Here is a 17,785-nt window from a genome sequence, read left to right on the forward strand (position 1 = left end):
TCAGCCGGACTTGGGGGTATGTCCCGCGATGTCCGGGGTTGGAAGGAGCACCTGCGATGGGCGAGGTGGACGTATGACGGACACCGGCCAGAACCCGGAGGGTCCCCGGCCGGAGCCGGTGGACGTACCGGTTCCCGCCGCCTACACCTTCCCCGGCCACGCCGATGAGGCCGGGGACAGCGAGGAAGAGGACCTGCTGATGCCCGGTGTGAGCGGCGCCTGGGGCGACGCGGCGATGACGCCCCGTCCCACGGTTCCCCAGCCGACCCCGGTCCGCCCACTGGCGGAACGGGCCGCGCCGGTGCCCACGCACACCGAGCCGGAGTACCTCGACATCCCCGCCGACGAGCCCCCGGCCGAGCCCGTCGCCGTCGAGGTGGTGCCGGTCCCGGCCCAGCCGGTGGCGCCCGAAGCGGTTCCCGAGCCCGTGCCCGCGCCCGAGGCGGTGCTGATCCTCGCCCAGGCGGCCGTGCCCGCCGAGGAGACGCCGGCCGTGACCCCGCCGGCTGGGCCCGTCGCCGCCCCGGAGGCGGAGAGCACCTCCCCGCTCCCCGTCACGTCGGGTGCCTGGACCGCCCCCCAGCCCCCGGCCGAGCCGGCCGAGGTCCCCGTCGCATCCGACCCCGTCGTGCCGGAGCCGGTCGCGCCAGAGCGGGTCGTGCCCGAGCCGGTCGTGCCGGAGCCGGTCGTGCCCGGGGCCGTCGCCCCAGAGGCCGTCGCGCCCGGGGCCGTCGCCCCAGAGGCCGTCGCGCCCGGGGCCGTCGTGCCGGAGCCCGTCGCGCTGGAGCCGGTCGCGCCAGAGCGGGTCGTGCCCGAGCCGGTCGTGCCGGAGCCGGTCGTGCCCGGGGCCGTCGTGCCGGAGCCCGTCGCGCCCGGGGCCGTCGTGCCGGAGCGGGTCGTGCCCGAGGCCGTCGCCCCCGAGCCCGTCGTGCCGGAGCCCGTCGTGCCCGAGCCCGTCGTGCCGGAGCCCGTCGTGCCCGAGGCCGCGGTGCCGGAGGCCGTCGTGCCCGAGGCCGCGGTGCCGGAGGCCGTCGCGCCCGGGGCCGTCGCGCCCGGGGCCGTCGCGCCCGGGGCCGTCGTGCCCGGGGCCGTCGCGCCGGAGCCCGTCGTGCCCGGGGCCGTCGCGCCGGAGGTGGCAGTGCCGGAGCCCGCCGTCGCGGAGCCCGTCACCGTCGCGGAGCGCTCCCCCGAGGAGCCCGCCGCCCCCGTGGACGCCGCGCTCCGCCCCCCGGCCCCCGGCTACCCGGACACCGAACGCGAGACCGTGCACCGCCTGATGCGCGAACGCCGCGACATCCGCAACGGTTTCCGCTCCGACCCCATCCCGCACGAGGTGCTGATCCGGGTCCTGGAGGCGGCGCACACCGCGCCCAGCGTCGGCCTCTCCCAGCCCTGGGACTTCGTGCTGGTCCGCTCGCCCGAGACCCGCGCCATGGTCCACGAGCTCGCGGCCCAGCAGCGCGACGCCTACGCCAAGTCCCTGCCCAAGGCCCGTGCCAAGCAGTTCAAGGAGCTGAAGGTCGAGGCCATCCTGGAGACCCCGGTCAACATCGTGGTCACCGCGGACCCCACGCGCGGCGGCCGGCACACCCTCGGTCGGCACACCCAGCCGCAGATGGCGCCCTACTCCTCGGCCCTCGCCGTGGAGAACCTGTGGCTCGCCGCCCGCGCCGAGGGCCTCGGCGTCGGCTGGGTCAGCTTCTTCGACGAGCGCGAGCTGGCCCGCGCCCTCGACCTCCCCGAGCACCTGGAGGTCGTCGCCTACCTGTGCGTCGGCTACGTCGACGAGTTCCCCGGCGAGCCCGAGCTGGCGCGCCACGGCTGGTCCCGGCGCCGTCCGCTGTCCTGGGTGGTGCACGAGGAGGCGTACGGCCGCCGCGCCCTGCCCGGCGCCGGGCCGCACGACCTGCTCAGTGAGACCCTCGCCGAGATCCGCCCGCTGGATGCCCAGGCGCTCGGCGAGGCGTGGGAGCGGCAGAAGCGGATGACCAAGCCGGCCGGCGCCCTCGGCGCCCTGGAGGTCATCTCGGCCCAGCTATGCGGCCTTTCGCGGAGCTGCCCGCCGCCCGTCCCCGAGCCCGCCGCCGTCGCGGTCTTCGCCGGCGACCACGGCGTCCACGCCCAGGGCGTCACCCCGTGGCCCCAGGAGGTCACCGCGCAGATGGTGGCCAACTTCCTGGGCGGGGGAGCGGTCTGCAACGCGTTCGCCACCCAGGTGGGCGCCGAGGTCTGCGTCATCGATGTCGGCGTCAAGAGCGATTTGCCCGGCACCCCCGGCCTGCTGCCGCGCAAGATCAGGCCCGGCACCGCCGACTTCACCGTCGGCCCGGCGATGAGCCGCGAAGAGGCCATGCGCGCCATCGAGGTGGGCATCGAAACGGCCCGTGACCTCGTCGCGGCGGGCAACCGGGCGCTGCTCACCGGCGAGATGGGCATCGCCAACACCACCGTCGCCGCCGCGCTGATCGCCGTCTTCGCCGACGCCGAGCCCACCGAGGTCACCGGGCGCGGCACCGGCATCGACGACGAGACGCACACGAGGAAGGTCGAGGTGGTCCGCCGCGCGCTGCAACGGCACCAGCCCGACCCCGGCGACCCGATCGGCGTGCTCGCCGCCGTCGGCGGCCTGGAGCACGCGGCCCTCGCCGGGCTGATCCTCGGCGGCGCCTCGCTCCGCGTCCCCGTGATTCTCGACGGCGTCAGCGCCGGCGCCGCCGCCCTGGCCGCCCGCGCCATCGCCCCCGAGGCCGTCTCCGTCTGCATCGCCGGACACCGCAGCGCCGAGCCCGGCCATCTGGCCGCGCTCACCGCGCTCGGCCTGCGCCCGCTGGTCGACCTCGACCTGCGGCTCGGCGAGGGCACCGGCGCGCTGCTGGCGCTCCCCGTCGTGCAGAGCGCCGCCCGCGCGATGCGCGAGGTGGCGACCTTCGACTCGGCCGGGGTGACGGACAAGAATTAAGGTGAGGGGCCCCTGCCCGTCAGTGAAGCGTCGAGGAGCCCGCACCACCGATGCCAGAACAACCCGCATACCCCGTCGGCCTGCGCCTGACCGGCCGCCGCGTCGTCGTCCTCGGCGGCGGCACCGTCGCCCAGCGCCGGCTGCCCGCGCTGCTCGCGGCGGGCGCCGACATCCTGCTGATCGCCCCCTCGGTCACCCCCTCCGTCCAGGCCATGGCCGAGACGGGCGAACTGCGCTGGGAGCCCCGGGGATACCGCCGAGGCGACATAGCCGACGCCTGGTACGCGCTGGTCGCCACCGACGACCCGGAGATCAACGCCGCCGCGTCCACCGAGGCCGAGGAGCGCCGCGTCTGGTGCGTCCGCAGCGACGACGCCGAGGCGGCCACCGCCTGGACCCCGGCCACCGGCCGCAGCGAGGGTGTGACCGTGGCCGTGCTCACCGGCCGGGACCCGCGCCGCTCGGCGGCCGTCCGGGACGCCGTGGTCGAGGGCCTGCGCGACGGCACCCTCACCGCGCCCCGACACCGTCTGCGCACCCCCGGCGTCGCCCTGGTCGGCGGCGGTCCCGGCGACCCCGACCTGATCACCGTGCGCGGCCGGCGGTTGCTGGCCGAGGCCGACGTGGTGATCGCCGACCGCCTCGGCCCCCGCGATCTCCTGGACGAGCTGCCCCCGCACGTCGAGGTCATCGACGCCGCCAAGATCCCCTACGGCCGCGCCATGGCCCAGGACGCCATCAACAACGCCCTCATCGAGCACGCCAAGGCCGGCAAGTCGGTGGTCAGGCTCAAGGGCGGCGACCCGTTCGTCTTCGGCCGCGGCAAGGAGGAGGCCCAGGCGCTGGCCGAGGCGGGGATCCCGGTGACCGTGGTCCCCGGGGTCACCAGCGCCGTCTCCGTCCCGGCCGCCGCCGGCATCCCGGTCACCCACCGGGGCGTCGCCCACGAGTTCACCGTGGTCAGCGGGCACGTCGCGCCCGACGACCCGCGCTCCCTGGTGGACTGGAAGGCGCTGGCCGCCCTGCGCGGCACCCTGGTGCTGCTGATGGCGGTCGAGCGGATGGGCGCCATCGCCGAGACCCTCGTCCGGCACGGCCGTCCCGCCACCACCCCGGTCGCCGTCATCCAGGAGGGCACCACCGCCGCCCAGCGCCGCGTGGACGCCACCCTGGAGACCGTGGGCCGGCACATCGCGGAGGAGGGCATCCGGCCACCGGCCGTCATCGTCGTCGGCGACGTGGTGACGGAGGGATGACCGGCCCGGTCCCGGTCGACGACCCCGGCGACCCGCGGCTGGCGGACTACACGGCGCTCACCGACGTCGCCCTGCGCCGTCGGCGCGAGCCGGCCGAGGGCCTGTTCATGGCCGAGGGCGAGAAGGTCATCCGCCGTGCCCTGCGCGCCGGTTACCCGATGCGTTCCATGCTCCTCACCCCCCGCTGGGCCGAGGTGATGGCGGACGTCGTGGCGTCCGCCGCGGCGCCGGTGTACGTGGTCAGCCCGGAGGTGGCCGAGCGGGTCACCGGCTACCACGTCCACCGGGGCGCCCTCGCCGCGATGGGCCGCACGCCCCTGCCCCCGGCCGCCGGACTGCTCGCCGCCTCCCGTCGGCTGGCGGTCCTCGAAGCGGTCAACGACCACACCAACCTCGGCGCCGTCTTCCGGGGCGCCGCCGCGCTGGGCATCGACGCGGTCCTGCTCTCCCCGGACTGCGCGGACCCGCTGTACCGGCGTTCGGTGAAGGTCTCCATGGGCACCGTCTTCTCCCTGCCCTACGCCCGCCTGAGCCCCTGGCCGCGGGGGCTGTGGGACGTGCGGGAGGCTGGCTTCCGGCTGCTCGCGCTGACCCCGGACGCCGCCGCGACGGACATCGGCACGGCCGTCCGGGAGTTCGGCGGCGAGAAGCTGGCCCTGATGCTGGGCACCGAGGGCGAGGGCCTGACCGCCCACGCCCTCGCCGCGGCCGACGCCCGGGTCAGGATTCCGATGGCGCACGGGGTGGACTCGCTCAACGTGGCCGCCGCCGCGGCCGTCGCGTTCTACGCGGTCGCCCAGGGCTGAGACGGGCCGGCGGCGGCGCGGGGGCCGCGCCGCCCCGTCACAGCGGCCCCTGACACCCCTGCGCCGCCGCGATACCGAGCGCCACCATCAGCGTCACCGAGACGAATACCACCAGCCGCTGCCGCAGCAGCCGCCGGTCGACGCCCCGGCGCGCCGCGGCGGTCTGTGGGCGCCGCGTCCCGGAAACGGCGCTCTCGGGCCGCCGGGGCGCGGGGGCGCGGGGCGCCGGGGCGGCGGGCCGCTGGCGCGGCGCCGGCTGACCCACCCCGCGCGCCTCCCGGCCCGCGATCTCCTTCAGACGCAGCGAGAGCTGGAGCGTGCTGGGCCGCTCCTCGGGCGACTTGCTCAGACACGAACGCAGCAGCGGCGCCAACGCGGCGGGAACGCCGCGCAGTTGTGGCTCCTCGTGCACCACCCGGTAGAGCATCACCTCGGAACTGCCCTGTCCGAACGGCGAGTCGCCGAGTGCCGCGTAGGCCAGCGTCGCGCCGAGCGAGAAGACGTCGGTGGCCGGGGTGACCGGCTGGCCCCGCACCTGCTCGGGCGCGAGGAAGCCGGGCGAGCCCACCGCCGTGCCCACATGCGTCAGCGTGCTCGCCCCGGTCGCCCACGCGATACCGAAATCGATGATCCGGGGCCCCTTGGGCGACAGCAGGATGTTGGACGGCTTCAGGTCGCGGTGCACGACCCCGGCCTCGTGCACGGCCACCAGGCCCTCGGCCAGGGCCGCGCCGATGGCGGCCGTCTCGGCGGCGGACAGCGACCCCTGCTCCACCACCTTGTCGTGCAGCGAGGGACCCGGCACGTACTGGGTGGCGAACCACGGCCGGGCGGCGTCCAGATCGGCGGCCACCAGCCGGGCCGTGCAGCCGCCCCGGATCCGCCGCGCGGCGGAGACCTCGCGGGCGAACCGCGAACGGAACTCCTGGTCCTCGGCCAGATCGGGCCGGATGACCTTCAACGCGACCCGCTGGCCGCGCCGGTCGGAGCCGAGGTACACGACCCCCATCCCCCCGGCGCCCAGCCGCCGGTGGAGCCGGAACGCGCCGACGACTCGCGGGTCCTCGCGCCGGAGCCGCATCATCGCCATGTCCACCTCGCTGCCCCGTGCTTGTGATGAGCCACAGCTTACGGACTGCGCGGCCCGAGTACCGAAATGCCGCGCGCACGCGCGCCTTGGCGACCGCGCGCCGCCCGGGGGGAACCCCTGGCTCCCCGGCGGCGGTGTCCACCCTGGGGAGTAGTCGATCATGGGCCGTCTCATCCTGGGGGAGGCCCCCAGGTCAGTACGCCGGGCTGACGTCACGGGCGCCCCCCGGACCTACTGTTGTGGTCAAGCGGCGGGCGCAGCACTCGTCCCCCGAGGTCACCCGCCCGCCGCTGCCAACACGATGTCGGGAGGGGCGAGATGGCACGCACCGCGGCAGGCCCGCGCACCGGTCGGACGGACCAGCGCCATCCGCTGGTGGCCACGGCGATGGTGCTGCCGCTGGCCATCGCCCTCGCGATCGTCATCGGCGGCGTCGACGCCGTCATGACACAGGCGTCGTCCGTGGCCGGCATGCTGGGGCGCTGAGCGGCGCCCCGGACCCGGGAGAGCGGCCCGGGTCGGGGACACCGGCTGAACAACCCCGTGGGGACGGGGATGAGGCGGACGGCTATGGGCCCGGGCAGCTGGGGAGCTGCCCGGGCACCGCGCGCACGCGCGCAGCATGAGAAGAGGCCGGAAGAGCACTGCTCTTCCGGCCTCTTCTCAACAGGCGGTGCGCGATACTGGGATTGAACCAGTGACCTCTTCCGTGTCAGGGAAGCGCTCTCCCGCTGAGCTAATCGCGCGGAGGATCCTCGCGGATCCAGTGGACGATACTGGGATTGAACCAGTGACCTCTTCCGTGTCAGGGAAGCGCTCTCCCGCTGAGCTAATCGTCCGAGGTGGAGACGGGATTTGAACCCGTGTAGACGGCTTTGCAGGCCGTTGCCTCGCCTCTCGGCCACTCCACCGGATGGGGGCGTGCCCCCTTCGAGCGGACGACGAGATTCGAACTCGCGACCCCCACCTTGGCAAGGTGGTGCTCTACCAGCTGAGCTACGTCCGCAATCGCTGCCACCACAGCCACTTCCTCGCTCCGGCGACGTCATGAACCTTAGCGGATTCGCGGGCCAGCTCAAACTTCGTATCCCCTGACCGCCGCCTAGACTCGCACACATGCACGACTCGGCACCGCTCGCCCGCCTCGGCGGATTCCTCGCCACCGGCCTCCGCGACGTCACCGGCGATCCGGCGGCGCTGGACTCCTCGGGCTGGTGGGCGGTGGCCGCGGACTTCGGCGGGCGGCTGGTGTGCGCGCGGTTCTCCGCCGTCCGGCCCGCCCCGCCGCCCGCCGCCGGGCCGGGGCGCTGGCGCGGCCCGGCCCCCGGCGCCTGGACCAGCTCCCTGGACCGGGCCGCCTACACGGCGGGCGTGCGGCGGGTGCGGGACCACATCGCGGCCGGCGACGTCTACCAGGTGAACCTCTGCCGCGTGCTGTCGGCGCCGCTGCCCGGCCAGGACGCCGACGTCGACGCTCTGAGCGCACTGCTGGCCCGCGCCCACCCGGCGGCGTACGCGGGCACCGTACGGCTCCCGGCGCACGGCGTGGAGATCGCCACCGCGTCCCCCGAGCTCTTCCTGCGCCGCCGGGGCCGCACCGTGGAGTCCGGCCCGATCAAGGGCACCGGCCGCAGCGCCGCCGATCTGCTGGCGAAGGACTACACCGAGAACGTGATGATCGTCGACCTGGTCCGCAACGACCTCGGCCGCGTCTGCGTCCCCGGCTCGGTGACCGTGCCCGGCCTGTGCGTCGCCGAGAGCTACCCGGGCCTGGTCCACCTGGTCTCCACCGTCCGTGGCGAGCTGCGGCCCGGCGCCGGCTGGCCGGAGCTGATGGCCGCCGCCTTCCCGCCCGGCTCGGTGACCGGCGCCCCCAAGTCCAGCGCGCTGCGCGTCATCGACGCGCTGGAGACCGCGTCCCGGGGACCGTACTGCGGAGCTGTCGGCTGGGTCGACGCCGATCGAGGCGTCGGCGAACTCGCCGTCGGCATCCGCACGTTCTGGATCGACCGGACCGCCGGCCCGGCCCCGGTGCTGCGCTTCGGCACCGGCGCGGGGGTCACCTGGGACTCCGATCCGGCGGGGGAGTGGGCCGAGACCGAGCTGAAGGCGTCCCGGCTCGTCGGGGTAGCGTCTACGGGAGGCCACCCCGGGCCCGGGGGCGACAGGGAGAGGAGCCACCATGGCGCTGATCTGGCTGGACGGTGAGCTGCGCGACGCCGACAGCGCGCGGGTCTCCGTCTTCGACCACGGACTCACCGTCGGCGACGGCGTGTTCGAGACGCTCAGGACCGAGCACGGCCGCGCCTTCGCCACCAGCCGGCACCTGGACCGCTTGGCCGCCTCCGCCGCCGGTCTCGGCCTGCCCGAGCCCGACCGCGACGAGGTGCGGCGTGCCTGCGCGGCCGTGCTCGCGGCGACGCCGCTGCCGTTCGGCCGGCTCCGCGTCACCTACACCGGCGGGCCCGCGCCGCTCGGCTCGGATCGCGGCGACGCCTCGCCGACGCTGCTCGTCGCGCACGCCGAGGCGACCCGCGTCCCCGAGAGCACCGCCGTCGTCACCGTCCCCTGGACGCGGAACGAGCGCGGCGCCCTCACCGGCCTGAAGACCACCTCCTACGCCGAGAACGTCATCGCGCTGGCCCACGCCCGCCGGGCCGCCGCCTCCGAGGCGCTCTTCGCCAATACCGCCGGCCGGCTCTGCGAGGGGACCGGCAGCAACGTGTTCGTGGTCCTCGACGGGGAGCCGCACACCCCGCCGCTGTCCTCCGGCTGCCTGGCCGGCATCACCCGCGCCCTGATCCTCGAATGGGTGGGCGCCACCGAGACCGATCTGCCCATGGACTCCCTGGAGCGCGCCGAGGAGATCTTCCTCACCTCCAGCCTCCGCGACGTGCAGGCCGTGCGCCGCATCGACGACCGGACCGTGCCCGGCGCCCCCGGCCCGGTGACCGCCAAGGCCGCCCGCGTCTTCCGGGAGCGCTCGGCCGCCGACATCGACCCCTGACGCCCGGCGCGCCGCCGCGTGGCGGGTAAATCGGGTGACGGGGGACCCCGTGGGCGGGTAGACATCCGGCGATGACGACGACACTGCGTCCCGCCGGACCCGAGGAGCGCGCCGCCGACGGCGGCAGATCCCGGACGTTCGACATCCGCGTCAACGGCCGCCGCGCCGGCTCCCTCCGGATCGCCGCCGCGCACGGCGCCGGCCGCGTCGAGCACTTGGAGGTGGCCGAGCCGGACCGCCGTCGCGGCCGGGCCACGGTCGCCGTGCTGGCGGCCGAGGAGGCGCTGCGCGCGTGGGGCTGCCGCGAGGCCGCGGTGGCGGTGCCCGCCGCGGCCCCGGACGCCCTGGCGCTCGCCACCGCGCTGGGCTACACCGAGCGGAACCGTAACCTCGCCAAGCCCGTGACCGGCCCGCCGCCCCCGCCGCCGTCCGGGGGCGCCTTCCGCGACCTGACCGACGCCGAGTATCCGGCCTGGTTCGAGGCCGAGCGGGCCGCGTACACGCGGAGCTGGACCGACCGGGGCATGGACCCGGCCGCCGCCGGGACCAGGGCGGACCACGCCTACGCCACGCTGCTCCCCGACGGCCCCGCCACCAAGGACGTGGTCCTGCGCGTCCTGACACACGACGGCGCGGCCGTCGGCACGCTCTGGGTCTCCCTGGTGGCCGAGCGGTTGCGGCACAAGGAGGACGCCTACGTCTTCGCCGTCGAGGTGGACGAGGCCCACCGGGGGCGCGGCCACGGGCGCACCCTGATGCTGGAGGCCGAGCGCGTCTGCCACGCGGCGGGGGCGCGGCTGCTCGGGCTCAACGTGTTCGCGGGCAACACCCCGGCGCTGCGGCTCTACGCCTCACTGGGGTACCGGCCCGTCGAGATCCACCTCTACAAGCCGCTGGGCTGAGCGAGCAGGGACTCGGCGATCTCGCCGACGCGCTCCCGCAGCCCCTGCTGACTCTGGCCGCCGTCCAGTCGCTCGCCGCCGATCACATACGTCGGGGTGCCGGTGACACCGAGTGCCTCGCCCTCGGCCTGGTCGGCGTCCACGATCAGCATGTGCCGGCCGTCGATCAGCGCGGTGTCCACCTCGTCCGCGTCCAGGCCCAGCTCCCTGGCGACCTCCAGCAGCACCTCGGTGCCGCGCGCCGCCAGATCGGCGGTGCGGGCCAGCAACGCCGACCAGTACTCGTCGCCCCGGCCCTGGAGGTACGCCTCCTCGGCGGCCTGGGCGGCGGCCAGCGCGTGCCGGTGGCGGCTGAGCGGGAAGTGCCGGCGCCTGATCTCCAGCGCCGGCCCGAACCGCTCCCGCAGGGCGCGCAGGTCGGACTCCGCGCGGTGGCAGTCGGGGCACTGGAGGTCGCACCACACGTCCAGCACGGCGCGGGAACCGGTCGTCTCGTTCATGCCGCACAGTCTTCCATCCCCGTCGGGGCGGGGCGGACCCGGAGAAATCCCCGATCCCGGGCCCGGGCCATGGCTTCGCGGCCCGGAGCGCGGCAGGATGGAAAGATGCTGATTGGCGCTGTCTGCACCCTTCTCTCGGCCGCGGGCCTGGGCGTCGCGCTGGTGGTGGCGCGCCGCCGCCGCTTCGCCCTGGCGCTGCGGGTGGCGGCGGTGGCCCTGCTGCCCGTCGGCCTCGCGATGACCGGCGTGGTGCGTTTCGTGCTCAACATGACCTTCAACCCGGTGGCCTGGGCCGGCTGCGGCGTGCTGGGCTGCGCCGTGCTGCTGTTCCTGGTCGGCCGGTTCGCCGAGGGCCGGGGCTCGGGCGGCCGGGACCCGGGCGGCGCGCGGCGCCGTGAGGACGGCCCGGCCCGGTCCCTGCCGGCCGCCGCCCGGCGCGGCGGCGAGGCGGACGACTTCTCCGACATCGAGGCGATCCTGAAGAAGCACGGCATCTGACATAGGGCGTGTCGCGGGGCGAAGAGGGCGTGTTGATCGCGCACAGGCGTCCGATTGCGTCATGATCGCGGCGCCATGCCGCACACAACGTGGGAAGAGACTCCCGAACCGACCGACCACCTGCCGCCGGCCCCGGGTCCGGAGGTCGGCCGGGGCGCCCCCGAGGCGCGCGGCTGCCTGTTCGCCCTGTCGCAGCCGCCGCTGATGCTCTTCCTGACCGTCATCGGCGCCTTGCTGCTCCTCGCCGGGGCGCATGATCAGTTCCTCTTGTGAGCGCTCCCCGCGACGGTCTCGGAGTCCCGCTGCCGGGCCCGGTACGCGGCGACGTGCAGCCGGTTCCCGCAGGTCCGGCTGGAGCAGTAGCGGCGTGAACGGTTCCGCGACAGGTCGACGAACGCGCGCCCGCAGCCGGGCGCCTCGCACCGCCGCAGCCGCTCCCGCTCCCCGGCCACCACGATGAAGCCCAGGGCCATCCCGCAGTCGGCGGCCAGGTGCTCGGCGACCGAGGCGCCGGGGGCGAAATAGTGCACGTGCCAGTCGTGACCGTCGTGATCGGTCAGGCGGGGGGTGGTCCCGGCCGCCGCCACCAGGGCGTTGATCAGCTCGGCCGCCGCCCGGTCGGAGGGGGCGGCGAAGATCGCGGCGAACCGCTCGCGCACCCCGCGCACCGCCCGGAGATCGGACTCGGCGAGCTCCGCCACCCGCACGTCGCTCACCGAGTGGTCGGCCACGAAAGCCCGCAGGGCCGTTATGTCGGTGAGCGCGTCCCAGGAGCCGGCCGCGGTGTTCAGCAGGTCGACGGTGTGGTCGAGTGCGCACCGGGTGTCGTGGTTGATCAGCACGGAGGGCTCCCCGTCCGGTCTGGAAAACGATGAAGCCAGACTCTAGCGGCTGCCCACGCGCGGCGGCGCCGCCGTGGGGGGAATACCCGCGGCGGCGCCACCGTGCTGTTGTGTCGCCGGTCCCACGCCGTCGCCCCGAGTCGGACGGCGTGAGGAACCGGCGGGTCTCTAACTCTCTGCCAGAATGTGCGAGAGCTCCGTATCGAGATCGAAATGACGGTGTTCCGTGCCGGGCGGTACGGCTGCGTCCGTCCGCTTCAGGAAGGATTCGAGGGCCCGGGCCGGGGCCTCGAGCAATGCCTCGCCCTCGGGGGAGCTCAGGGCGATGCAGACGACTCCCTGCCCGTGACTTCGGGAGGGCCAGACCCGGACATCGCCGGTGCCCGTGGGCCGGTGCAGTCCTTCGGCGAGGAGGTCGCGGGCGAAAACCCACTCGACGGTTTCTTCGGCTCCGGTGTGAAATGTGGCGTGTACGGCGTAGGGGTCCGCCGTGTCATACCGCAGCCCCGCGGGTACAGGTAGTGAGGACTCGCTCGATACGACGAGGCGCAGGTGCAGCTCGCAGCTGACCGTGGTGTTCATAAGCGCCAGGGCCTTTCGCTCAGTGTGCGCTCGGGGATTCGCACGTCGGCGAATTCCAGATGCCACGTACCCGCCGGTTGTAAACCCCTCTACCCCAATTGTGGCCTTTAATGTCATTCCAATGGGCGAGTAGTGATATGCCCTAAGCCGGGAGGCGACGCATGACGGACGGCCGGTGGAGCCGTTACCGATTCAACGACGACTGGTGGGTAGGTGCCCCGCCTGGCGCGGTCTATGCCGTTCTGGAGCGGCCCGAGGACTATCCGCGGTGGTGGCGTGAGATTCGGGAGGTCGTCCGGACGGATCCGAACGCCGGACTTGCCCGCTTCCGTTCCTTTCTTCCCTTCTCGCTCCGCGTCGGTGTCCGCGCCGGCCGCCGGGACCCGGCGGCCGGGCTGATCGAGGTGCTCCTCAGCGGCGATCTGGACGGCTGGGTGCGCTGGACGGTCGCGCCCAGCGGGCGGGGCACCGCGGTCCGCTACGAGCAGGACACCGCGCTGCGCAAGCCGCTGCTGCGGCCCCTGTCCTGGCTCGCCCGGCCGGTGTTCGCCGCCAACCACGCCCTGATGATGCGTTCGGGACGGCGAGGGCTGCGCGCCTGGCTGGGAGTTCATTTGGATGACGGGTGACCCGCCCTGTATGGTTCTCACCGTGCCGCAGGGCACCACCCCGGGCGATTAGCTCAGCGGGAGAGCGCTTCGTTCACACCGAAGAGGTCACTGGTTCGATCCCAGTATCGCCCACCCCCGGGAAGGCCGGTCCGCCAAGCGGCGGACCGGCCTTCCGCGTTTATCCCCGTCGCCGCCGGGGTCACGCGGTCGGTACGATGCGGACTGCGCGGCGCGGAGGCCGCGTTCACCACACACGAGTCAGGAGAGACCGGTGTCAGACGTCCGTGTGATCATCCAGCGCGATTCCGAGCGGGACGAACGCGTGGTGGCCACCGGCACGACGGCCGCCGCGCTCTTCGAGGGCGAGCGGTCGGTCGTCGCCGCCCGTGTCGCCGGACAGCTCAAGGACCTGGCCTACGAGCCGGCCGACGGTGACGTGGTCGAGCCGGTGGACATCTCCTCGCCCGACGGGCTGGACATCCTGCGGCACTCCACCGCCCACGTCATGGCGCAGGCCGTGCAGGAGCTGTTCCCCGAGGCCAGGCTCGGCATCGGGCCGCCCGTCAAGGACGGCTTCTACTACGACTTCGACGTCCCCCAGCCGTTCCACCCCGAGGACCTCGGGCGGATCGAAAAGCGCATGCAGCAGATCCAGAAGCAGGGCCAGCGCTTCGCCCGGCGGGCGGTGACCGACGAGGAGGCCCGCGCCGAGCTGGCCGGCGAGCCCTACAAGTTGGAGCTGATCGGCCTCAAGGGCGCCGCGGCCGAGACCGCCGAGGGCGCGGGCGCCGAGGTCGGGGCCGGCGAGCTGACCATCTACGACAACGTCGACGCCAAGTCCGGCGCGTTGTGCTGGAAGGACCTGTGCCGGGGGCCACACCTGCCCAGCACCCGGCTGATCCCCGCGTTCAAGCTGATGCGCTCCGCCGCGGCGTACTGGCGGGGCAGCGAGCGCAACCCGCAGCTCCAGCGGATCTACGGCACCGCCTGGCCGTCCAAGGATCAGCTCAAGGCACACCTGGAGTTCCTGGCCGAGGCCGAGAAGCGCGATCACCGGCGACTGGGGACCGAGCTGGACCTCTTCTCCATTCCGGAGGAGCTGGGTTCGGGACTGGCGGTCTTCCACCCCAAGGGCGGCGTCGTCCGCAAGGTCATGGAGGACTATGCGCGCCGTCGGCACGAGGAATCCGGATACGAATTCGTCAACACCCCGCACATCTCCAAGCGGAAGCTCTTCGAAGTCTCCGGACACCTGCCGAACTACGCCGAGTCGATGTTCCCGCCCATGGAATTCGAGGGGCAGGACTATTACCTCAAGGCCATGAACTGCCCCATGCACAACCTGATTTTTCGGGCGCGTGGGCGGTCCTACCGGGAACTGCCGCTTCGGCTTTTCGAGTTCGGCACGGTCTACCGGTACGAGAAGTCGGGCGTGGTCCACGGACTCACCCGCACCCGCGGCTTCACCCAGGACGACTCGCACATCTACTGCACGAAGGAGCAGATGGCCGACGAGCTCGACGCCCTGCTCACCTTCGTGCTCAACCTGCTGCGCGACTACGGGCTCAGCGACTTCTACCTGGAGCTGTCGACCCGGGACGACTCCCCGAAGTTCATCGGTGAGCCGGAGGAGTGGGACGAGGCCACCGAGGTGCTGCGCCAGGCCGCCGGCAAGCAGGGCCTGGAGCTGGTCATGGACCCCGGCGGCGCCGCGTACTACGGGCCCAAGATCTCCGTGCAGGCGAAGGACGCCATCGGCCGCACCTGGCAGATGTCCACGCTCCAGGTCGACTTCCAGCAGCCGAAGCGCTTCGGCCTGGAGTACACCGCGGCGGACGGCACCCGGCAGCAGCCGGTGATGATCCACCGCGCGCTGTTCGGCTCGATCGAGCGCTTCTTCGCCGTGCTGCTGGAGCACTACGCGGGCGTCTTCCCGCCGTGGCTCGCCCCGGTGCAGGCGGTCGGCATCCCCATCGGGGACTCGCACGTGCCGTATCTGCGGGAATTCGCCGCCGAGGCGAAGGCCCAGGGGCTGCGCATGGAGGTGGACTCCTCCTCCGACCGGATGCAGAAGAAGATCCGCAACGCGCAGAAGCAAAAGATCCCGTTCATGGTCATCGTGGGCGACGACGACGTCGCGAACGGCGCCGTCAGCTTCCGTTACCGCGACGGTTCCCAGAAGAACGGGATTCCGCGCGCCGAGGCGCTGAGCGAGATCGCCGAGGCCGTGCGCGCCCGGGTCCAGATCTAGCGCCGGGAACACCGGCCGAGCGGGCCCCGGGGCCTCCGCCCCGGGGCCCGCTCCGTCCGTACTACGCCATATGCTGGCCAGCATGAGCAGCGAGCCGGAGCAGCAGATCGGAGTGGGGACGCCGGACGCGTTCCAGCGCCTTTGGACGCCCCACCGGATGGCCTACATCCAAGGTGAGGGCAAGCCGACCGGCCCCGGGGCCGACGACGGCTGTCCGTTCTGCGCGATCCCCGGCAAGAGCGACGAGGACGGTCTCATCATCGTCCGGGGCGAGACCGTCTACACCGTGCTGAACCTCTACCCGTACAACAGCGGCCACCTGCTGGTGGTGCCCTACCGGCATGTCGCCGACTACACGGACCTCACGGCCGAGGAGACCGCGGAGCTGGCCGCGCTGACCAAGCAGGCCATGACCGCGATCCGCCGGGCCTCCGGCGCGCACGGCTTCAACATCGGCATCAACCAGGGCTCGGCGGCGGGCGCCGGCATCGCGCCCCACCTGCACCAGCACGTGGTGCCCCGGTGGGGCGGCGACTCCAACTTCATGCCCGTGGTGGGCCACACCCGGGTCCTGCCCCAGCTCCTGGCCGACACCCGGCGGATGCTGGCCGACGCCTGGCCGGACGTCCGGCCCACGTCCTGACGCCCGAGCGCGGACCGGCGGCCCCGGCGGCCCCGGCGGCCGGTCACAGGTTGTACTCGTCGGCCTGCTTCGGCTCCGCCGTCTGCACCTGACCGCTGAGCGCCTGGGCGCGGGCCTCGAACGACGAGATGTCCACGCCGTTCTCCTCCAGCACCCGCAGCGCCGCCGCGTGCGCCACTCGCAGCACCGGGGTCGGGGTGCGCAGCAGGTCGTCCATCATGAAGCGGTTGTTCCCCATCGGGGTGGCCCAGGTGTGGCGCAGGCCGAACGGCTCCGGCAGGGCGATCGTGCCGCCCAGCTTGTCGAGCCGGGCGGGGAACCAGGTCAGCGGGGCGCGGGCGGCCAGTCGCACCACTTCCTTGGCGTCGACCAGCGGCAGCACCTGGTCCTCCTTCTTCCACGGCCGCAGCGCGTTCCGCACCGTCCGCTTGTTGGTCTCCGGCTTCTTGCGGAAGAAGCCGTGGATCGGGCCGAGCGCGTGCGCGGTCACCTCGATGCGCAGCGTGCGGTGCAGCACCGTCACCGTGGTCATCAGCGTGACGACCAGCTCGCCGTCCCACAGCACGAACTGGACGCCCAGGTAGTGCCGGTCGCCGCTGTCGAACTGCTGCTCGTTGCAGATCCGCTGGACCTCGAAGTTGCTGAAGCTGTACCCGTCCGCGGTCGGTCCCTCGGGGCGGGACACCTCCTTGGCGCCCTCGCCGACGTGCCGCACCACCCAGTGCGTTATCGACGGGGGCGTGAAGCCGCCGGTGTGCAACGGGCCGCGCTCCAGCAGCCGGAGCTGGTCGCCCATCGCCCGGGCGACGTCCCAGCTGCGGAAGGGATCGATGTCCCGGCCCGGGTCACGGGGCCGCAGCTCCTCCGCGAGCTGCCAGCTCGCCCAGCGCACGCCCATGCCCAGTATCCCCTTGGGGCCCGCGTAGTAGACGAGGTTGCTGCTCTGCTCCGCCGACAGCTTCGCGAGGCCGATCCGCAGCCGCTCCGCCTCCGCGTCGTTCGGGTTCTGCGGGACCGCCTCCGGGATGCGGGCGCCGGTGCCGCTGCCGCCCAGCAGGCCCGTCCAGTGCGCCCGCAGGTTCTGCGCGGTGCGCTCGGCGATCTGCTTGGCCCAGAACCAGCCGATGATCGGCGCGGGCAGCAGCGCCCACACGTACAGCTGGACGATGCCGGAGACCGGCAGGGCCAGCAGCAGGAGGACGACCAGCCCGAACACCGCCGCCAGCAGCACCTGCCCGAACGCGCCCGCGCGCTGGGCCAGCGACCCGGCCAGCGTGCGGCGCAGCTGGAACAGCCCGAGCCATATCAGCACACCGGGCAGGAAGATCAGTCCGAAGACGGCCATGAGGATCGTCAGCCGGCGGTCGCGCTGCCTGCGGACGCGCTTCGCCGCCAGCGCGTGCTCCACCACGACCTGGGGCTCGACGCCGAACGACTGGATCAGTGGCTTGCGCTTGTCGCCGAGCATGCGGGTCTCGATCGCGCGGGTGAACGCCTCGCCGAGGTTCGGCTCCAGCAGCGAGAAGCGCCCGCCCTTCACCTCGGCCGCGTCGTTCGGCTCCCGGATCTCCTCGGGGGCGCCGTCCCGGTAGACGACCGACGCGAGCGCGTGGCTGACACCGGTCCGCCCGCTCCCCGTGCCGGAGAGCGGGACCTGGGCGCCCGGGGCGAAGTCGAACTCCACCCCCGCCGCGTTCCTCAGGTCGTCCAGGCCCGCCATCGGTACCCCCAGTCCTCGAAACCCCTCGAACACCAGCCGCCGTCAGGCCAGTTCCCTCCTGACGGGCTCAGCACACCTGCCCGCGCCCAGCCTAACGGCCGCCGGGGACCGCCACCGC

17 protein-coding genes and 5 tRNA genes are annotated in these 17,785 nt (G+C 73.7%); 13 read left to right on the forward strand and 9 right to left on the reverse strand.

Features of this window, described 5'->3' with window-relative positions:
• The first annotated feature begins 28 nt into the window (after nt 1-28).
• Genes cobT through OIE51_RS24800 form a run of 3 tightly spaced genes read left to right on the forward strand, consistent with a single transcriptional unit; the run spans nt 29 to nt 5,021 of the window.
• A complete protein-coding gene (gene cobT / locus OIE51_RS24790; RefSeq protein WP_442812012.1) occupies nt 29-2,959 on the forward strand; it encodes a nicotinate-nucleotide--dimethylbenzimidazole phosphoribosyltransferase in 2,931 nt (976 codons plus the stop codon).
• A gap of 50 nt (nt 2,960-3,009) precedes the next feature.
• Nucleotides 3,010-4,215 carry a uroporphyrinogen-III C-methyltransferase gene (gene cobA / locus OIE51_RS24795; RefSeq protein ID WP_326600063.1) on the forward strand — a complete coding sequence of 402 codons (1,206 nt, stop codon included), beginning with the start codon at nt 3,010-3,012 and terminating at the stop codon, nt 4,213-4,215.
• On the forward strand, nt 4,212-5,021 hold the full coding sequence (locus tag OIE51_RS24800) for a TrmH family RNA methyltransferase (protein WP_326600064.1): 810 nt from the start codon (nt 4,212-4,214) through the stop codon (nt 5,019-5,021). The genes cobA and OIE51_RS24800 overlap by 4 nt, the downstream gene beginning before the upstream one ends.
• 37 nt (nt 5,022-5,058) lie before the next feature.
• Here OIE51_RS24800 and OIE51_RS24805 read toward each other — a convergent pair whose 3' ends face one another.
• Nucleotides 5,059-6,111 carry a serine/threonine-protein kinase gene (locus OIE51_RS24805; RefSeq protein WP_326600065.1) on the reverse strand — a complete coding sequence of 351 codons (1,053 nt, stop codon included), beginning with the start codon at nt 6,109-6,111 and terminating at the stop codon, nt 5,059-5,061.
• A 318-nt stretch (nt 6,112-6,429) separates the two neighbouring features.
• Between OIE51_RS24805 and OIE51_RS24810 the strand changes: the two genes are divergently transcribed.
• The gene (locus tag OIE51_RS24810) at nt 6,430-6,597 is read left to right on the forward strand and encodes a hypothetical protein (protein ID WP_326600066.1); all 168 of its coding nucleotides are present in this window, start codon (nt 6,430-6,432) and stop codon (nt 6,595-6,597) included.
• 188 nt (nt 6,598-6,785) lie between these two features.
• Here the strand turns inward: OIE51_RS24810 and OIE51_RS24815 are convergent.
• From OIE51_RS24815 to OIE51_RS24830, 4 genes are all read right to left on the reverse strand, one after another.
• A tRNA-Val gene (locus OIE51_RS24815) sits at nt 6,786-6,857 on the reverse strand.
• A gap of 21 nt (nt 6,858-6,878) precedes the next feature.
• A tRNA-Val gene (locus OIE51_RS24820) sits at nt 6,879-6,950 on the reverse strand.
• A 1-nt stretch (nt 6,951) separates the two neighbouring features.
• Nucleotides 6,952-7,022: transfer RNA gene (locus tag OIE51_RS24825), tRNA-Cys, on the reverse strand.
• Between the two features lie 22 nt (nt 7,023-7,044).
• Nucleotides 7,045-7,117 (reverse strand) — tRNA-Gly (locus OIE51_RS24830).
• Nucleotides 7,118-7,227: 110 nt separating this feature from the next.
• Here OIE51_RS24830 and OIE51_RS24835 point away from each other — a divergent pair.
• The 3 genes from OIE51_RS24835 to OIE51_RS24845 all read left to right on the forward strand — a co-directional run bounded on the left by OIE51_RS24835 (nt 7,228) and on the right by OIE51_RS24845 (nt 10,020).
• Nucleotides 7,228-8,319: a chorismate-binding protein gene (locus tag OIE51_RS24835; RefSeq protein ID WP_326600067.1), complete on the forward strand. Its 1,092-nt coding sequence runs from the start codon at nt 7,228-7,230 to the stop codon at nt 8,317-8,319.
• Entirely contained in the window at nt 8,294-9,118 is an 825-nt protein-coding gene (locus OIE51_RS24840; RefSeq protein ID WP_326600068.1) for an aminotransferase class IV, read from the forward strand. The genes OIE51_RS24835 and OIE51_RS24840 overlap by 26 nt, the downstream gene beginning before the upstream one ends.
• 71 nt (nt 9,119-9,189) lie before the next feature.
• Nucleotides 9,190-10,020, forward strand: a complete 831-nt coding sequence (locus OIE51_RS24845; protein WP_326600069.1) for a GNAT family N-acetyltransferase — start codon at nt 9,190-9,192, stop codon at nt 10,018-10,020.
• Here the strand turns inward: OIE51_RS24845 and OIE51_RS24850 are convergent.
• Nucleotides 10,002-10,520, reverse strand: coding sequence for a DsbA family protein (locus OIE51_RS24850; RefSeq protein WP_326600070.1), 519 nt, complete (start codon nt 10,518-10,520; stop codon nt 10,002-10,004). The genes OIE51_RS24845 and OIE51_RS24850 overlap by 19 nt on opposite strands.
• Before the next feature lie 105 nt (nt 10,521-10,625).
• On the opposite strand from OIE51_RS24850, the gene OIE51_RS24855 reads away from it, so the two are divergent.
• A complete protein-coding gene (locus OIE51_RS24855; RefSeq protein WP_326600071.1) occupies nt 10,626-11,018 on the forward strand; it encodes a hypothetical protein in 393 nt (130 codons plus the stop codon).
• A 75-nt stretch (nt 11,019-11,093) separates the two neighbouring features.
• Nucleotides 11,094-11,291 carry a hypothetical protein gene (locus OIE51_RS24860; RefSeq protein WP_326600072.1) on the forward strand — a complete coding sequence of 66 codons (198 nt, stop codon included), beginning with the start codon at nt 11,094-11,096 and terminating at the stop codon, nt 11,289-11,291.
• Here OIE51_RS24860 and OIE51_RS24865 read toward each other — a convergent pair.
• Together OIE51_RS24865 and OIE51_RS24870 are read right to left on the reverse strand one after the other, a co-directional pair.
• The gene (locus OIE51_RS24865) at nt 11,276-11,860 is read right to left on the reverse strand and encodes a CGNR zinc finger domain-containing protein (protein WP_326600073.1); all 585 of its coding nucleotides are present in this window, start codon (nt 11,858-11,860) and stop codon (nt 11,276-11,278) included. The two genes, OIE51_RS24860 and OIE51_RS24865, sit on opposite strands and share 16 nt — an antisense overlap.
• A gap of 168 nt (nt 11,861-12,028) precedes the next feature.
• A complete protein-coding gene (locus OIE51_RS24870) occupies nt 12,029-12,442 on the reverse strand; it encodes an SsgA family sporulation/cell division regulator (protein WP_003959770.1) in 414 nt (137 codons plus the stop codon).
• 161 nt (nt 12,443-12,603) lie between these two features.
• Between OIE51_RS24870 and OIE51_RS24875 the strand changes: the two genes are divergently transcribed.
• The 4 genes from OIE51_RS24875 (at nt 12,604) to OIE51_RS24890 (ending at nt 15,947) form a co-directional block, all read left to right on the forward strand.
• On the forward strand, nt 12,604-13,071 hold the full coding sequence (locus tag OIE51_RS24875) for an SRPBCC family protein (protein ID WP_326600074.1): 468 nt from the start codon (nt 12,604-12,606) through the stop codon (nt 13,069-13,071).
• Between the two features lie 42 nt (nt 13,072-13,113).
• Nucleotides 13,114-13,185: transfer RNA gene (locus OIE51_RS24880), tRNA-Val, on the forward strand.
• 139 nt (nt 13,186-13,324) lie between these two features.
• Nucleotides 13,325-15,304: a threonine--tRNA ligase gene (gene thrS / locus OIE51_RS24885; RefSeq protein WP_326600075.1), complete on the forward strand. Its 1,980-nt coding sequence runs from the start codon at nt 13,325-13,327 to the stop codon at nt 15,302-15,304.
• A gap of 70 nt (nt 15,305-15,374) precedes the next feature.
• Nucleotides 15,375-15,947 carry an HIT family protein gene (locus OIE51_RS24890; RefSeq protein ID WP_326600076.1) on the forward strand — a complete coding sequence of 191 codons (573 nt, stop codon included), beginning with the start codon at nt 15,375-15,377 and terminating at the stop codon, nt 15,945-15,947.
• A 43-nt stretch (nt 15,948-15,990) separates the two neighbouring features.
• Here OIE51_RS24890 and OIE51_RS24895 read toward each other — a convergent pair whose 3' ends face one another.
• Nucleotides 15,991-17,667: a hypothetical protein gene (locus OIE51_RS24895; RefSeq protein WP_326600077.1), complete on the reverse strand. Its 1,677-nt coding sequence runs from the start codon at nt 17,665-17,667 to the stop codon at nt 15,991-15,993.
• Nucleotides 17,668-17,785: the final 118 nt, after the last annotated feature.

It is taken from the genome of Streptomyces sp. NBC_01803 (assembly GCF_035917415.1).
Lineage (GTDB): Bacteria > Actinomycetota > Actinomycetes > Streptomycetales > Streptomycetaceae > Streptomyces.

What these genes read in the sequence shown, in the direction of transcription:
- cobT (WP_442812012.1), top strand. Translation starts at nt 29, where the DNA reads ATGTCCGGGGTTGGAAGGAGCACCTGCGATGGGCGAGGTGGACGTATG.
- cobA (WP_326600063.1), top strand. Translation starts at nt 3,010, where the DNA reads ATGCCAGAACAACCCGCATACCCCGTCGGCCTGCGCCTGACCGGCCGC.
- OIE51_RS24800 (WP_326600064.1), top strand. Translation starts at nt 4,212, where the DNA reads ATGACCGGCCCGGTCCCGGTCGACGACCCCGGCGACCCGCGGCTGGCG.
- OIE51_RS24805 (WP_326600065.1), bottom strand. Translation starts at nt 6,111, where the DNA reads ATGGCGATGATGCGGCTCCGGCGCGAGGACCCGCGAGTCGTCGGCGCG.
- OIE51_RS24810 (WP_326600066.1), top strand. Translation starts at nt 6,430, where the DNA reads ATGGCACGCACCGCGGCAGGCCCGCGCACCGGTCGGACGGACCAGCGC.
- OIE51_RS24835 (WP_326600067.1), top strand. Translation starts at nt 7,228, where the DNA reads ATGCACGACTCGGCACCGCTCGCCCGCCTCGGCGGATTCCTCGCCACC.
- OIE51_RS24840 (WP_326600068.1), top strand. Translation starts at nt 8,294, where the DNA reads ATGGCGCTGATCTGGCTGGACGGTGAGCTGCGCGACGCCGACAGCGCG.
- OIE51_RS24845 (WP_326600069.1), top strand. Translation starts at nt 9,190, where the DNA reads ATGACGACGACACTGCGTCCCGCCGGACCCGAGGAGCGCGCCGCCGAC.
- OIE51_RS24850 (WP_326600070.1), bottom strand. Translation starts at nt 10,520, where the DNA reads ATGAACGAGACGACCGGTTCCCGCGCCGTGCTGGACGTGTGGTGCGAC.
- OIE51_RS24855 (WP_326600071.1), top strand. Translation starts at nt 10,626, where the DNA reads ATGCTGATTGGCGCTGTCTGCACCCTTCTCTCGGCCGCGGGCCTGGGC.
- OIE51_RS24860 (WP_326600072.1), top strand. Translation starts at nt 11,094, where the DNA reads ATGCCGCACACAACGTGGGAAGAGACTCCCGAACCGACCGACCACCTG.
- OIE51_RS24870 (WP_003959770.1), bottom strand. Translation starts at nt 12,442, where the DNA reads ATGAACACCACGGTCAGCTGCGAGCTGCACCTGCGCCTCGTCGTATCG.
- OIE51_RS24875 (WP_326600074.1), top strand. Translation starts at nt 12,604, where the DNA reads ATGACGGACGGCCGGTGGAGCCGTTACCGATTCAACGACGACTGGTGG.
- OIE51_RS24890 (WP_326600076.1), top strand. Translation starts at nt 15,375, where the DNA reads ATGCTGGCCAGCATGAGCAGCGAGCCGGAGCAGCAGATCGGAGTGGGG.
- OIE51_RS24895 (WP_326600077.1), bottom strand. Translation starts at nt 17,667, where the DNA reads ATGGCGGGCCTGGACGACCTGAGGAACGCGGCGGGGGTGGAGTTCGAC.